Below are 16,076 nucleotides of genomic sequence, written 5' to 3'. Positions count from 1 at the left end.
CGCGGCTTGTACTGCACACCCCCGCCACTGGCGTTTGGGGTGTATTTTTGTTTTCTTACTGCATTGACATGACCATACACACCGCCCTTTCTTCTTTAATGACTCAGCTTAAAACTGGTCAACGATTCACACAGACCTTGCCCACTGGCTCATCTGATGCGCTGCTGCTGGGTCAATTAGCTCAGTTGGCCGCGCGCACAACCGTGATTGTCACCGAACACCCCTATGAAGCACAGCGGCTGACGGCGGAGTTAAAGTACTTCTCACCTTCACTGAGAGTTGCGCAACTGCCTGATTGGGAGACATTGCCGTATGACGCTTTTTCTCCACACCATGATTTGGTGTCGGAGCGGTTGCAGACGTTGTTTTCGTTGACGCAGAATCAGTGTGATGTGTTGGTCGTGCCAGTAACAACGGCGCTGTATCGGCTATCGCCGCCGTCATTTTTATTGGGACGGACTTTTTCATTTAAACAAAATGAGAGTCTGGATGCACAACAACTGCGTGAACAACTGGTCAATGCCGGTTATCAAGTCGTGTCACAGGTGGTCGCACCGAGTGAATTCGCGATTCGTGGCGGCTTGATTGATTTGTTTCCCATGGGTTCGGCACTGCCCTATCGGATTGACTTATTTGACGACACGATTGAGTCAATTAAGGTATTTGACGTGGACACGCAACGCACTTTGTACCCTGTGCCATCGGTGCAAATGTTGCCAGGACGAGAGTATCCAACAGATGAGGCGTCACGAGGCATTTTTCGCAATGCTTGGCGTGAGCGATTTGAAGGAGATGCATCGAAGCACACAATCTATAAAGACGTGGCAAATGGAATTTTCAACGCTGGGATTGAGTATTATTTGCCGTTATTCTTTGAGGCCACGGTGAGCTTGTTTGATTACCTGCCCTCTGACGCTTTGGTGGTGTTGCATGGTCAATTAGAATCGGCGATTGCGCCCTTTTGGCAGGATACACAAAATCGGTTTAATTTCTTAAAAGCCGATACAACGCCGATTTTATCGCCTGATGAATTGTTTTTAACCGAAGAAGCATTTTTTTCAGGGCTGAAAGCATTTTCGCAGTTATCTTTACGTGCTGACAACGACAACACTGATTTGCGCGAACTAACCAGTGCTGTGCCCGACATCCGCGTGACCAACCAACAGCGTGACGAGCCTTATCTGGCATTGCAACACCTCTGCCAACAAAATACCATTCAAGGCATCCCAACACTCATCATGGCGGAGAGCTTGGGGCGAGCCACCACCCTGACAGAAACCTTTGAGCGGCACGGCATCAGCGCCGCACCGTTCGATGACTGGGCTTCCGTGCCTTTGCTTAACGCGCGGGTTTACATCAGCCACGCACCGATTGAGCGCGGTTTTTTCCTCAAAGACGACACACAACCGCTGTGCATCATCACCGAAACTGAGCTATACGCCCAAACCAGCGAGCAGCGCACGCGCCGCCGCACCAGTGGCAAAACGTCCAACGTCGATATGATGATTGCCTCGCTCTCCGAGCTACATGAGGGCGATCCTGTGGTGCATTCTGAGCATGGTATTGGCCGATATAAGGGCCTCATTACAATGAATCTGGGTGACGGCGACACCGAATTTCTTCACTTAAGCTATGCTAACAACACCGCCCTGTACGTGCCCGTCTCGCAATTGTCCGTCATTTCACGCTACGCAGGCAGCGACCCAGAACACGCACCGCTACACACACTCGGCACAGATCGCTGGAGCAAAACCCGCCAAAAAGCCGCCGAGCAGATTCGCGATACAGCCGCTGAACTTCTCAATTTATATGCACGTCGTGCAGTACGTCCAGGCCATGCGTTTGAGTTAGACCTTGCGGATTACGAAGTGTTCGCGAATGACTTTGGCTTTGAAACCACGCCTGACCAAGCCAGCGCCATTGCAGCCGTCACGCATGACTTGATTGCGGCCAAACCAATGGATCGCCTCGTCTGCGGTGATGTCGGTTTTGGTAAAACTGAAGTTGCACTGCGTGCCGCATTCATCGCTGCGATGGGCGGCAAGCAAGTCGCTGTACTTGCGCCAACCACGCTGCTAGCGGAACAACACTTCCAAACATTCTCCGACAGATTCGCCAAATGGCCAATTAAAATCGCCGAAGTTTCGCGCTTTAACACAGGCAAACAAACCACCGCAGCACTCGCAGGCCTTGAAAACGGTGCGATAGACATCGTCATTGGCACACATAAACTGCTGTCAGACGACGTGAAATTCGCTCGCCTCGGCCTCGTCATCATCGATGAGGAGCACCGATTCGGCGTGCGACAAAAAGAACAGCTCAAAAATCTGCGGGCTGAGGTCGATATATTGACCCTGACCGCCACACCGATTCCACGCACAATGAGCATGGCAATGGAAGGCGTTCGCGACTTATCCGTCATCGCCACCGCACCACAAAAGCGTCTCGCGATTAAAACATTCGTGCGCAAAGAAGAAAACGCCGTCATCCGCGAAGCCATCCTGCGCGAACTCAAACGCGGCGGCCAAGTGTATTTCCTCCACAACGAAGTCTCGACCATCCAAAATCGCCGCCACCAGCTCGAAACCCTCATCCCAGAAGCCCGCATCGCCATCGCCCACGGCCAAATGCATGAGCGCGAGCTCGAAGGCGTCATGCGAGACTTTTATCACCAGCGTGCAAATGTGTTGCTGTGCAGCACCATCATCGAAACAGGCATTGACGTACCAAACGCGAACACCATCATCATGCACCGCGCGGACAAATTCGGCCTATCGCAACTGCATCAATTGCGCGGCCGAGTTGGCCGCAGTCACCACCAAGCCTACGCGTACCTGCTCATCCACTCCGAAGATGCCCTCACCTCGCAAGCCAAACGCCGCCTTGACGCGATTTGTCAGATGGAAGAGCTCGGTTCAGGCTTTTTCCTCGCCATGCAAGACATGGAAATCCGTGGCGCGGGAGAGGTTCTTGGTGACAAACAGTCGGGTAACATGTACGAAATCGGGTTCAGTCTCTACAATGACATGCTCAACGCCGCCATCAAGGCCCTGCGTCAAGGCAAACAACCCGACCTGTCCAAACCGCTTGGGATCACCACTGACATCAATCTACACACACCCGCCCTGCTCCCCGCCATCTACTGCATCGACGTCAATGAGCGCCTACAGCTTTACAAACGCTTAGCCAGCGTCACGACAGAACAGGAACTGTCTGATTTACAAGAGGAAATCATCGATCGCTTCGGTAAGCTACCTGAGCCTGCGCAAGCCCTCATTGAAACCCATCGTTTACGATTGGCCGCATTAGAGCTCGGCATCACAAAAATTGACGTCGCTGACAATCTCGGCCACATCCACTTCGATGCCAACAGCAGCGTGGATGGTTTGAAAATCATTCAGTTGATTCAAAAAGACAAAAATGTACAACTCAACGGCCAAAACAAACTCAAAATGACCTACAAAATGCCAACGCTGAATGACCGCGTCACGCAAATCAAAACCATATTTCACGCTTTGACCTGAACAAAAACGTGCGACCACAATCAGGTTATACTCTTGAAAGGCATGTCAGTTTTTGATGTGAACAACGTCTAACGATGTGTAAAGCCACCTTTCACCACAAAGGATTTAAGATGAACTTTCTTTTAAGCAACACATCCCGCCGCCGCTTTTTAAAATTGAGCCTTTCATTAAGCGTCAGTGCAGCACTGATGGCTTGCGGTGCGGAGCCTGATGCACCAAAACCTACGAGCAAAACAGACAACGCAACAAGCGGCACAAATCCTGTTCGCGTCGCATCAAAAATCGATACCGAAGGCGCACTGCTGGGTAACATCATTGTGCAAGTACTCAATGACAAAGGCATTCCGACCGTGGATAAGGTACAACTGGGCGCGACCAATGTGGTTCGCAGCGCATTAGAAGCCAGTGAGATTGATATTTATCCAGAGTACACAGGCAATGGCGCTTTTATGTTTGCCGATGAAAAAAATCCTGCGTGGAAAGATGCCAAAGCTGGTTACGAGCTGGTCAAAAACCTCGATTTTGAGAAGAATAAAATTGTGTGGTTGCAGCCAGCGCCAGCCAACAACACCTGGGCCATCGCAGTGCGTCAAGACGTGGCCACGGCCAACCAGCTCAAATCGCTCGATGATTTATCCAAATGGATTAATGGCGGCGGCAAATTTAAACTGGCTGCCTCAGCCGAGTTTATGGAGCGTCCCGATGCACTGCCATCATTTGAAAAAACCTATGGTTTTAAACTGAAACAAGATAACACACTCGTGCTCGCAGGTGGTGACACCACGGTGTTTATCAAAGCCGCTGCCGAACAAACTTCAGGTGTGAATGCCGCTCTAGCTTATGGCACCGATGGCGCTGTGACCTCGCTTGGTCTCGTGGTGCTCGATGACCCCAAAAGTGCGCAACCCATCTATGGACCCGCGCCATTGATTCGTGAAGAAACACTGAAGAAGCACCCACAAATTGAAGAAGTACTCAAACCTGTATTTGCTTCATTGGACACCCCCACCTTACAAAAACTCAATGCGCAAATTGCCATCGAGGGCAAAGATGCGAAAGCGGTCGCTGCCAAATACCTAAAAAGCAAAGGGTTTGTGAAATAGTTTGACACAAATCAACCCATGAAAAACCGCGTACTGATACTGCTTCTTGCCTTGATGATGGCTGGCTTCATGCTGCCATTTTTAAGCTCGTCGCCCAATCGCATTGTCACCGCCACAGGCATTGATTTTTTCTCTGTTTTCGGTGAGACAGGTAGATGGCTTTTACTCACGCCGTTGTTGTTTTTGGTGGCTGCGGTTTTTGTCAAGCCAACGCGGCGCGTTTATTTATCCACGATTCTCGCTGCCTCTTTGCTGATGGCAGCGATGTTTTTTGTCGCGGGTGATTATGCCCGCCAAATCACGAAAAGCGGCTCTGCCCTCGCCCGTGTATCCTTCGGAGGCGGTTTTTGGCTGTGGGTGTTACTGACATGGTTGATGGCTGTCGATGCGGTGGCGCGTTTGACCACGTCGGCAACGTATCGCAGTATTGGCGCTTTGGTGGTTTTTCTGTCTGTGGCGGTTTTGCTGTCATCAGGGATGCTGTCAGAACTGTCAATGCTGAAAGAGTATACCAATAACCGAGTCGCATTTGATGATGCACTGATTCGCCATCTGTTCATCGTGATGTTGACGTTGTGTGTGACTTTGCTGATTGGGCTTCCGCTGGGTATTTTGGCATTTCGTCGCACGCAGTTGGGTGAGATGATTTTCAAAGTCTTGAGCGTGATACAAACCATCCCTTCTATCGCGTTGTTTGGTTTGCTAATTGCGCCATTGGCTGCACTATCTACTCGTTATCCGCTGCTCGCTGATTGGGGCATCAAAGGCATTGGCGTCACACCTGCGGTGATTGCCCTAACACTTTACTCATTATTACCCATTGTTCGCTCGACGGTGGCAGGCTTGTCTCAAGTCCCACCCGCTGTGGTAGATGCCGCACGCGGGATGGGGTTGACCAGTTGGCAAATACTGTGGCGGATACAAGCACGACTGGCTTTGCCCGTGCTGCTATCAGGCTTACGAGTGAGTACGGTGCAGGCAGTTGGTTTAACGGTGGTGGCTGCGTTGATTGGCGCAGGCGGATTCGGGGCGATTGTGTTTCGTGGCTTGTCGGGCAGCGCGATTGACTTGGTCATGCTGGGTGTGATTCCCGTGGTGATTTTGGCTGTCTGTGCCGATGCACTGTTTAAAATTTTGGTGTCCTTACTGGACAAACAACAGGCTGTGTGTGAGGAGAGGAAACCATGATTGTTTTTGAACAAGTCACCAAAATATTCGATGGACGCACAGTCATCAATACATTGGATTTGCACATCGCCAAGGGAAAAATCACCGTGCTGATTGGCGCGTCAGGCTCTGGCAAATCCACCACACTCAAAATGGTCAATCGTTTGATTGAGCATGACTCTGGCAGGATTTTATTTGCTGGGGAAGAAACCCGCTCGTTCAAAATTGAAGACTTGCGCCGCCGTATGGGATACGCGATTCAGTCAACTGGGCTATTCCCGCACTGGACGGTGGCACAGAACATCGCCACAGTGCCGCAACTCCTGAACTGGGACAAACAACGCATCCGTCAGCGCGTGGATGAGTTACTAACCATGCTCAATCTCGAACCTACCGAGTACCGCGAGCGTTACCCTCATCAATTATCAGGCGGTCAACAACAGCGCATCGGCGTCGCGCGCGCCATGGCAGCAGACCCCGAAATTTTACTGATGGATGAGCCGTTCGGTGCGCTTGATCCTGTGACGCGCTCGGTGCTGCAAGATGAAGTTCGTCGCATTCATGAGTTATCAGGCAAAACCATTTTGCTGGTCACACACGACATTGACGAGGCTTTGACAATGGCTGACCACTTGGTACTCATGGATAAAGGCCAGATTGTGCAACAAGGCCACCCCGCCCACATATTGGCACATCCTGCCAATGACTTTGTGCGCGAATTCATCGGGCGTAGCGATTTGGGCGTTAAGATGCTGTCCCTGCAAACCGTGAGTGAGCGAACTCGATTCGGTGGCAGCGATGCGCCCATTCATTTAGCGATTGCCGACAATGCCAGTCTCAAAGAGGCTTTATCTGACTTTGTCGCACACGAGGTGAATGTGTTGCCCGTCATGAATGAGCACAAACAAATCATCGGCGAATTGCACTTCTCCGATTTATTGAGAGCAGCATGATCCGCAGCTGGCTAAAGCTCCTTCGCTCCCCCACACTTTGGGTGTGGTTGGGTTTGATCGCACTGACTTTTGGCTTACCGTTCACCTATCCATTATTCTCAGCACTTTTTCCCTCATTGGACAGACCGATTTATACGCAAGACCCATTTTGGCGTTTATTCATCAGTCACATTGGGATTGTGGCGGCCTCAAGCATCATTTCGATCATCGTCGGTATCACAGCGGGTTGGTTTGTGACCCGTGAGCGAGGCAAAGAATTCAAACCGCTGGTTGACACCACCGTCGCCATGGGGCAAACATTCCCGCCTGTGGCCGTGCTTGCCATCGCCGCACCTCTGATTGGTTTCGGTGCGACGCCTGCCTTGATTGCTTTGTCGTTGTATGGTTTGTTGCCGATTGTGGAAGGGGCAATTGCGGGCTTTACCTCTGTATCCACCGTAGCACGAGAAGCCGCAACAGGCTTGGGCATGAGCCGCGCTCAAATGCTGCGTCATGTCGAGTGGCCTCTGGCTTGGCCAATCATCCTCGCTGGGATTCGTACATCGGTCACCATCAACATTGGCACGGCCGCTATCGCCTCGACGGTTGGTTCGAAAACATTGGGCACACCGATTATTGTCGGCTTGACTGGATACAACACCGCTTATGTGATTCAAGGGGCTTTGCTGGTCGGATTACTTGCTGTGGCGGTGGATATGTTGCTCGGTCTATTGGCTAAAAGGTAAAAACTCTTTAATCAGGCGTTGATGGCATAAAAAATGAGGCATTAAGCCTCATTTTTTATTCGATATTAACTTGAATACGTCAACTTACAATGCCGCGACACGCTCACTTAGCTCTTCGCGGGTTGTTACCAACTCTTGCGGCAAATGGTGCTTGAGCATATCAAACAACTCACCGTGTAATCCCAATTCAGCTTGCCAATCAGCTTTATCAATCGACATCACCGTCTCAAACTGCTCAGCCCCAAAACTGCTGGCATTCCAGTTCAAATCCTCGTAGCGTGGGCTGATACCGAACACTTGCTCCACACCAGCAGCGGCTTTGCCTTCGAGTCGCGCGAGCATCCATGCGAGTACGCGCATGTTGTCACCGAACCCTGGCCAGACGAATTGGCCTTCGGCATTTTTGCGGAACCAGTTGACACAGTAGATTTTGGGGGCTTTATCGCCGAGTGTTTTGCCCATATTCAACCAATGTTGGAAATAATCAGACATGTTGTAGCCCATGAATGGCAACATGGCAAATGGGTCACGGCGTACTACGCCTTGCGCACCAAATGCAGCGGCGGTAGTCTCAGAGCCCATTGTCGCGGCCATATAAACGCCCTCAACCCAATTGCGCGCTTCACTCACCAGCGGCACAGTGTTTGAGCGACGACCACCAAAGATAAAGGCATCAATCGCAACACCTGCGGGATTGTCCCATTGCTCATCCAATGCTGGATTGTTCGTCGCTGCGACCGTAAAGCGTGCGTTCGGATGTGCGGCTTTTGTACCTGATGCGGGTGTCCAATCTTTGCCTTGCCAGTCGATGAGGTGTGCGGGTGCTTCTTTGGTCAAGCCTTCCCACCAAACATCGCCATCGTCCGTCAGTGCGACATTGGTGAATATCACGTCTGACTTGAGCGAGGCCATGCAGTTCGGATTACTCTGCTCATTTGTGCCTGGTGCCACGCCGAAGTAACCTGCTTCAGGATTGATGGCGTATAGCTTGCCATCTGCGGCTGGTTTAATCCATGCAATGTCGTCACCGATGGTGGTCACTTTCCAGCCATCAAAACCAGCAGGTGGAATCAGCATGGCGAAATTGGTTTTGCCGCAGGCTGAAGGGAATGCCGCTGCGACGTGGTGCTTTTTGCCTTCTGGTGATGTCACACCGAGAATCAGCATGTGTTCAGCCAACCAACCTTGATCTCGTCCCATGGTAGATGCAATGCGCAACGCCAAGCACTTTTTGCCCAGCAATGCATTACCACCATAGCCCGAACCATACGACCAAATTTCGCGGGTTTCGGGGTAATGAACAATGTATTTCGTGTCAGGATTACACGGCCACGCCACGTCTTGTTCGCCATCGGCCAATGGTGCGCCCACCGTATGCACGCAAGGGATAAACTCACCATCTGTGCCCAATACGTCATACACAGCACGTCCCATACGCGTCATCAAGCGCATATTCACCGCCACATAAGGACTGTCGGACAACTCCACACCGATGTGCGCAATGTTCGATCCCAGCGGCCCCATCGAAAACGGTACAACATACATGGTGCGGCCACGCATCGCGCCCTTAAATAAAGGATTCAATGTCGCGCGCATTTCATCAGGCGCCATCCAGTTATTCGTCGGGCCTGCTTCTTCTTTGCTCACCGAACAAATGAATGTGCGATCCTCTACTCGTGCCACGTCAGAAGGATCAGACCATGCCAAATAAGAATTGGGACGTTTTTCAGGATTTAATCGCTTTAGTGTGCCTGATTGCACCATTTGCTCGCATAATTGGTTGTATTCAGCCTCAGAACCATCACACCAGTGAATCCGTGCTGGTTCGAGCAACTCGGCCATCTGAGCCACCCACGCCAATAGAGGCTGGTGCTTAATATAATCAGGGGGAGAAAATGAATATAGAGTCATCATTGCGCTTTCAAAAGTAAAAAATCGGATGTGGGTCAGTCATGCACTCAAATAGTGCACACCTGCCCGCCAAAATAAGGAAGTATCATTTTACTTGGAAATCAGACTAATAAATACCCTTTCAGAAAACCATACAAATATAGTTTGGACAACAAGCGTATGAATAACTTAGATGTGCAAAAAACTCCCAAACACTAGCCATCAAATTAGTTGAAAAAATCAAGAAGTGAATTAACATGATTCTGTAACTCATAGATTTAGCCTTTTAATTTTTTAAAACCAAATCACCATAAAAAAAAGCCCCGAATTCATCCTGGGGCTTTTTTAAAATTAAACACTGTTAGATAACTTTAGTTGCTTTTTAAATGCATTTAAATCCTCATTTCTTCAAAACTGCGTGGTACTGATTGCGCACAGGCAACAGTGCTTTCAACGCATTTTTCGCCGCGTCTAAATCACCTGCAACAATCTGCGCATCCACTGCATTTAATCCTTGTGCCAACTTCGCAATACCTTCACGGTACATGGTTTGTTCAGAGGTGGTGCCTGGGTAAGTGTTTTGACCTGCATGATCAACGTTTTCGCGGAACGCTTTGGCATGCATCGCAAAGTCGTTCATATTCGTGCTTTTCATGGCTGCACCAATATGTTCCCCCATCTTTTCCATAGACGACTCGATGTTGGGTGTACCTGAGGTGGTGGCACAACCAATCAACCCGAGTGTCAAAGCACACGCCAAAATCGCTAAGCCTTTGTTTATTTGATTCATTTTTGTCTCCTTGGGAATAAAACAACGCCTGACATCAAGCCGAGCGTTGTGGGTTTTATTTAAATCTTGCTTTGCACACGTGGCGTTTGTGGCCAATCGAGATGGTAGAACTGACCACGTGGCTCGTCAGTACGCTCATAAGTATGAGCACCAAAATAATCACGCTGTGCTTGCAATAAGTTGGCAGGCACCACCGCACTGCGGTAGCCATCAAAGTACGCCAACGCAGAGCTAAACGCTGGTACGGGAATGCCATGACGAACAGCCAAGGCGATGACTTCGCGCCAGTTATTTTGCGCGTCGTGCAAAGCATTGGTGAAATACGAGTCCAACATCAGATTTTTCAATTCTGGATTGTTGCTGTATGCGTCCGTGATTTTTTGCAAAAATGCCGCACGGATGATGCAACCGCCACGCCAAATTTGAGCGATGGTCCCAAAGTCGAGTGTCCAGTTGTATTCTTTTTCCGCTTCTTTCATGAGTTGGAAGCCTTGCGCGTAAGCGCAGATTTTTGAGCTGTAGAGCGCATCACCGATGGCCTCGATGATTGCTTCACGGTCCGATTCAAACGGCAAGGTTGGGCCTTTGAGAATCGAACTCGCAGCCACACGTTCCTCTTTCAGCGCTGATAATGAGCGAGCAAATACCGCTTCCGCAATCGCATTGGCAGGTACACCGAGCTCAAGCGCATTCGCGGCGGTCCACATGCCTGTGCCCTTTTGACCTGCGGTGTCGAGGACCTTGTCAACAAACCACGTGTCGCCTGTGGCGTCAGCTGGGTCTTTTTGTTGCAAAATATCGGCAGTGATTTCAATCAGGAAACTGGATAACTTACCTTGATTCCATTTTTCAAAGACTTGGCCGATTTCACCTGCATTCATGCCAAGCATGTTTTTCATCAGGCTGTAGCCTTCGCAGATGAGCTGCATGTCGATGTATTCGACGCCGTTGTGCACCATTTTGACATAGTGACCTGCGCCATCAGAACCAACGTGCGCCGTGCACGACACACCGCCTTCAATTGGTTTGCCCGGTTCTGCGCCGCTGAGCTGCGCACCTGTGACAGGGTCAACTTTGGCTGCGATGTCTCGCCAAATCGGCTCGAGCGATGCCCACGCTTGGGCCGTGCCACCTGGCATGAGTGATGGGCCAAAGCGCGCGCCCGTTTCGCCACCTGAGACACCTGAGCCAATAAACTCAAAACCCTTAGCTGATAAATCTTTTTCGCGGCGAATGGTGTCCGTCCACAACGCATTACCACCATCGATGATGATGTCGTCTTTTTCTAAATGTGGGAGCAAGGCGTCGATGGTCGCGTCCGTTGCTGCGCCAGCTTTGACAAGGAGAATGATTTTGCGTGGGCGTTTGATGCTTTGAACAAACTCGCTCAAATCCGCAAAGCCAATCAAACGCTCGTGCGAAGGCTCATTTGCTTTGCAATGCGCCATAAATTCGTTGGTTTTTTCTGGACTGCGGTTATAGACCGCAATCGTGTAGCCGTGATCAGCAATGTTCAATGCCAAATTTTGCCCCATGACAGCCAAACCGACCAAACCGATATCTGTTGTACTCATGTGTTCCCCTCAAATGGTGTTATCAAAGTGTTCGCCATTGTAAAACGATTGACCACAGTTTGCTTTTGCTTTATGGTCGGTTTTTTAAAAATTTTCACTAATCATGCACTCCAAAGCCCTTTTTCCGCCTAAATTAATCAAAAGCACTGCTGTCGTCATCGTTAGCTGCTTACTCATCAGTTGCACCACGGATGATAAAACCTCAAAATCTTCTCCTCAGCCAAACGCCGCACCGTCAAAAACCACCGCAAACACAGCTCGCCCAGCGAACTATGCACCATTGCCAGTCACCCATCTACCCGCTTGGCCTGAGCAAAATGCAACTCTTAGCTTGTCTGCATTTTTAAAAAGCTGCAACTCATCCATGCCTAAAAAATGGGAGACGGTTTGCCAGCAAGCCAAGCAAGTCAACGCCACAGATGCTACGTCTGCACGGCAGTTTTTTGAGCAACATTTCACCGCGTGGCAATTGAATGAAAACGGCAAAACCACAGGTCTGATCACTGGCTACTACGAGCCCGTCATCAAGGGCTCACTCACACGCACAGCAACCGCACGCTTCCCCATTTATGGCATCCCAACTGATTTGATTGTATTGCCCATAGATGAAACAGCCAAGCAACAAGCTACGCTCACCGTTCGCCGCGTCAATGGCACGTGGCAAGTCATCCCTCATCCAGACGACAAAACACAGACAGATGCCACTTTAACAACCAGCGACTTCACCATCGACAGTCGAACAAAAGTGCTCAAAACACGACTGAATGGCCAACAACTCGTGCCCTACCTCACCCGTGAGCAAATCGACGCTGAACCACTAAAAGCAGCCCCTATTCTTGGTTGGGCCGATGATGAAGTTGATTTATTTTTCTTAGAAATTCAAGGATCAGGCCGATTAAAGCTTACTGACGGCAGCACCGTTCGGCTCAGTTATGCAGAGCAAAACGGTCATCGCTACAAAGCGATTGGCAAATGGCTTGCAGATTACAACTACGTAAAACTTCATGAAGTGTCCGCACAAATAATCAAAGACTGGCTCGCCAAACACCCCAAACAACGACGAGAAGTGCTCAACCAAAACCCAAGTTACGTGTTTTTTCAAATACTGCCAAGCTCCAACGATGGGCCAATCGGTGCACAAGGCGTGCCACTCACAGCGGAGCACAGCATCGCCGTTGATCCTCGCTACACGGCTTATGGCACACCAACCTATCTATCCACCACACACCCACACAGCAAACAACCACTAAACCGACTGATGATTGCTCAAGACACAGGCGGCGCGATTCGTGGTGCGGTACGCGCAGATATTTACTGGGGTTCTGGTCAAACCGCAGGCGAGTTGGCTGGACATACCAAACAAGTGGGTCAGATGTGGTTGCTTTTACCAAACGGTGAAATTCCATTCATTAATAATTAAATCCAAATTTTATGGGCAGGTGTTTTTGCTTTTATTCTGTACGGCTTTCGCTACATTGGTATGGCTGCGATAATGTTTTTGATTGCTCGACCAACGGGAGAAGGTGGCTTAGGCCGTGTGCATGAGCACGCCCCCAAGCAGTTTGACTGACGCATGAATATCAAAAGAGAGTTAATGTACTCAATGGTCACCGTGCTGATTTTTGCGGTGATTAATTCGTTGATTTTAGGTTCTGGTTTACTTCAATACAGCTTGATTTATTTTGATATGGGCACGTACCCGATTTGGTGGTTCGGCTTAAGTATTTTGGTGATGCTGGTTTTGCACGATACTTTTTTCTACTGGTCGCATCGTCTGATGCACTCGCCTAAGCGGTTTCGTACCATGCACCAACTCCATCATCCCTCTGTGTATCCAACAGCTTTTGCTGCTTACAGCTTTCACCCCACAGAGGCATTGGTTGAAGCACTGATTGTTTCTGTGATTATTTTCATGGTTCCAGTACATCCTTTGGCATTTTTTATTTTTCAGTCCATCTCAACCGCCTACAATGTTTATGGACACAGCGGGCGAGAGTTTTTTCCTCGCAGTATGAACGCACACTGGTTGAGTCGTTGGGTGAACACCTCAACCGCACACTCAATGCACCACGCACGTGGTCGTCACAACTACGGTTTGTAATTTACATTTTGGAATCGTGCGGAATCGTGCGATGAATACCCTCGATCCCAAATACAAATAACAGAAGGCTTGGACATCTGCATTTAAGCCTGCAAACGATTCAAAACCGCGCTAATCAGCTGCGGCATGTGGCTGGGCGATAGGCCAATCGTGCCTTGCACAGCCTGCGTGTAATCATCTCCTGCCATACCATGCACATACACAGCCAAACAAGCCGCTTCAAATGGCGCACCCCCCATCGCCAGTAACGCAGCCAGCAATCCAGACAACACATCACCCTGCCCCGCCACAGCCAGTGCCGCACCGCCCGTTGTGTTGACACAATACGCACCATCCGGTGAGGCAATCACCGTACCGACGCCTTTGAGCACCACGACACTGTGATACAACTTCGCCAAAGTTTGCGCCGCATCGATTCGATTGGCCTGAATTTGTACTGTGCTTATGTTCAGCAAACGCGCCGCTTCCGTCGGATGTGGCGTCAAAACCGCAAACGACTCTCGACCAATCAAATCTCGACGCAGTGACTCATGCTGCGCCATCAAATTCAAGGCATCCGCATCCACTACCAAAGATTGCTGTGGCGTCATCACAGAGAGCACATTCATCAAAGCAGCCAACGACTGCTCGCTCTGACCAAGCCCAGGCCCAATCACCACCGCATTTACACCAGACACATCCTCCATCGCTCCGCGCATCATTAATTCGGGCGACATCGGGTCAACCACTAATCGGTCATCCAGCAGATGCAACAAAACCTTGCCCACCCCAGCCGAAAATGCGGCACGCCCCGCCAAGATTGCAGCGCCCACCATACCAACGTGCCCACCAACCACTACCACTGAGCCAAATCGACCTTTGTGGCTGTTGCGCGGGCGTTTGAGTTGGCTTAAAGTGCCCTCATGGTGAAGATTCAAACGCCCATCGCTCTCAATCAATGACGACGAGGCAAAATCCAAATCAGCCAAAACCACCTCGCCTGAACAATCTGCCCCATCGCCCATCCACAAACCTGACTTTTGATACAAAAAAGTCAAAGTAAAACAAGCCCGAATCGCAGAACCCGCAACAACACCCGTCTGCGCATCCACACCAGAGGGCACATCCAAGGCCACAATCGGCACAGACAGAGCATTCAAATCATCAATCAATTCGGCAAAAACACCTTCTGGTGCACGACTTAATCCAATGCCCAGCAAACCATCAATCACCCAATCAGGTGCAGATGTGACTGTTTGAGCTTGCCATTCCGAACGTTCACGCCATATGGGCAAACCTTGCTCTTCGCATTGTCGCAGAGCAGATTGTGTTGCTGCACTCACTGGTAGTGTTGGTACAATCAGCGACACACGAAAACCACGCTCATGCAACAACGATGCCGCTAACAAAGCATCACCTCCATTGTTGCCCACACCCGCAGCAACCCAAATAGTCGCTCCAGCACTGACCTGCGGCATCAGCCAGTCTACCGTTGCACGTGCCGCCCGCCCCATCAAGTCATCACCTTTTTGTGCCGCCTGCTCCTCAACCCCACGCGACATCGCCAATGTTGCTAATGTATTTTTTCCATCACTCATCACTCCACTCCTTGCTTTCCCGTCTTATCCTACGCACAATATCCTAACAAACGTTTTGGTGTATGCTCACAAAACAACTTTACCCCACCCATCCACCAAGGAGCGCACACATAAACACCTCCAAACCTGTTTTTGAGCACACCAGTCCACCTGCCCCCACAAAGCCTGTCGATCGCCGCAACTTCATTAAGGGTAGTTTAGCAGCAGGCTTCGCCGCTGCCGTTTTACCCGTCACTTCACAAACCATTTATACCGACAGTATTGACCTAACCGTCGGCGAAGTCAAAGTGCCCACCAAGGATGGTAATATCCCCTCCTATTTCGCCATGCCTGCTACAGGCAAAAACTTAGACATGATGCTGGTCATACACGAAATTTTCGGTGTCCACGAACACATCAAAGACATCTGCCGCCGATTGGCCAAAGCTGGTTACTACGCCATTGCACCAGCCTCTTCATACGTCAAGGCGATGTGTCTGTCATCACCAACATTCAAGACATTCAAAAAAAAACGTCACCAGCAAAGTCCCCGATGCCCAAGGTATGAGTGACTTAGATGTCTGTGTCGCTTACGCAGCCAACAACAAGGCCGTTAATGCCAAAAAACTCGCCATCACAAGCTTTTGCTGGGGTGGATTGGTGCAGCATAATCATGAAATGTACTTTTTTAGC

General features: G+C 50.1%; 12 protein-coding genes. 8 read left to right on the top strand and 4 right to left on the bottom strand.

Going from position 1 to position 16,076, the window contains the following annotated elements; genetic code table 11:
- Positions 1-68: 68 nt before the first annotated feature.
- The 5 genes from mfd to IE082_RS00850 all read left to right on the top strand — a co-directional run bounded on the left by mfd (position 69) and on the right by IE082_RS00850 (position 7,472).
- A complete protein-coding gene (mfd, locus tag IE082_RS00870) occupies positions 69-3,524 on the top strand; it encodes a transcription-repair coupling factor (RefSeq protein ID WP_189490382.1) in 3,456 nt (1,151 codons plus the stop codon).
- A gap of 110 nt (positions 3,525-3,634) precedes the next feature.
- Positions 3,635-4,627, top strand: coding sequence for a glycine betaine ABC transporter substrate-binding protein OsmF (gene osmF, locus IE082_RS00865; protein WP_229809655.1), 993 nt, complete (start codon positions 3,635-3,637; stop codon positions 4,625-4,627).
- 18 nt (positions 4,628-4,645) lie between these two features.
- Complete coding sequence (locus IE082_RS00860) at positions 4,646-5,815, top strand: ABC transporter permease (protein ID WP_189490381.1); 1,170 nt, start codon at positions 4,646-4,648, stop codon at positions 5,813-5,815.
- Positions 5,812-6,747, top strand: coding sequence for an ABC transporter ATP-binding protein (locus IE082_RS00855; RefSeq protein WP_189490379.1), 936 nt, complete (start codon positions 5,812-5,814; stop codon positions 6,745-6,747). Before IE082_RS00860 ends, IE082_RS00855 begins: the two co-directional genes overlap by 4 nt.
- Positions 6,744-7,472, top strand: coding sequence for an ABC transporter permease (locus IE082_RS00850; RefSeq protein ID WP_189490377.1), 729 nt, complete (start codon positions 6,744-6,746; stop codon positions 7,470-7,472). Before IE082_RS00855 ends, IE082_RS00850 begins: the two co-directional genes overlap by 4 nt.
- A gap of 84 nt (positions 7,473-7,556) precedes the next feature.
- Here IE082_RS00850 and IE082_RS00845 read toward each other — a convergent pair whose 3' ends face one another.
- From IE082_RS00845 to gnd, 3 genes are all read right to left on the bottom strand, one after another.
- On the bottom strand, positions 7,557-9,386 hold the full coding sequence (locus IE082_RS00845; RefSeq protein ID WP_189490375.1) for a phosphoenolpyruvate carboxykinase (GTP): 1,830 nt from the start codon (positions 9,384-9,386) through the stop codon (positions 7,557-7,559).
- Positions 9,387-9,762: 376 nt separating this feature from the next.
- Positions 9,763-10,152, bottom strand: a complete 390-nt coding sequence (locus IE082_RS00840; RefSeq protein WP_189490373.1) for a cytochrome b562 — start codon at positions 10,150-10,152, stop codon at positions 9,763-9,765.
- 59 nt (positions 10,153-10,211) lie between these two features.
- Positions 10,212-11,726: an NADP-dependent phosphogluconate dehydrogenase gene (gnd, locus tag IE082_RS00835; RefSeq protein WP_189490371.1), complete on the bottom strand. Its 1,515-nt coding sequence runs from the start codon at positions 11,724-11,726 to the stop codon at positions 10,212-10,214.
- Positions 11,727-11,829: 103 nt separating this feature from the next.
- Here gnd and mltA point away from each other — a divergent pair, with 103 nt between their 5' ends.
- On the top strand, positions 11,830-13,146 hold the full coding sequence (mltA, locus tag IE082_RS00830) for a murein transglycosylase A (RefSeq protein WP_189490369.1): 1,317 nt from the start codon (positions 11,830-11,832) through the stop codon (positions 13,144-13,146).
- A 153-nt stretch (positions 13,147-13,299) separates the two neighbouring features.
- Complete coding sequence (locus IE082_RS00825) at positions 13,300-13,827, top strand: sterol desaturase family protein (protein WP_189490367.1); 528 nt, start codon at positions 13,300-13,302, stop codon at positions 13,825-13,827.
- A gap of 83 nt (positions 13,828-13,910) precedes the next feature.
- Here IE082_RS00825 and IE082_RS00820 read toward each other — a convergent pair whose 3' ends face one another.
- Positions 13,911-15,404 carry an NAD(P)H-hydrate dehydratase gene (locus IE082_RS00820; RefSeq protein ID WP_189490365.1) on the bottom strand — a complete coding sequence of 498 codons (1,494 nt, stop codon included), beginning with the start codon at positions 15,402-15,404 and terminating at the stop codon, positions 13,911-13,913.
- A gap of 62 nt (positions 15,405-15,466) precedes the next feature.
- Between IE082_RS00820 and IE082_RS00815 the strand changes: the two genes are divergently transcribed.
- Entirely contained in the window at positions 15,467-15,955 is a 489-nt protein-coding gene (locus IE082_RS00815) for a dienelactone hydrolase family protein (protein WP_229809654.1), read from the top strand.
- Positions 15,956-16,076 lie beyond the last annotated feature (121 nt).

This window comes from Formosimonas limnophila (genome assembly GCF_014652675.1).
Lineage (GTDB): Bacteria > Pseudomonadota > Gammaproteobacteria > Burkholderiales > Burkholderiaceae > Hydromonas > Hydromonas limnophila.
This window is presented reverse-complemented; position numbering and strand designations above follow the sequence as displayed.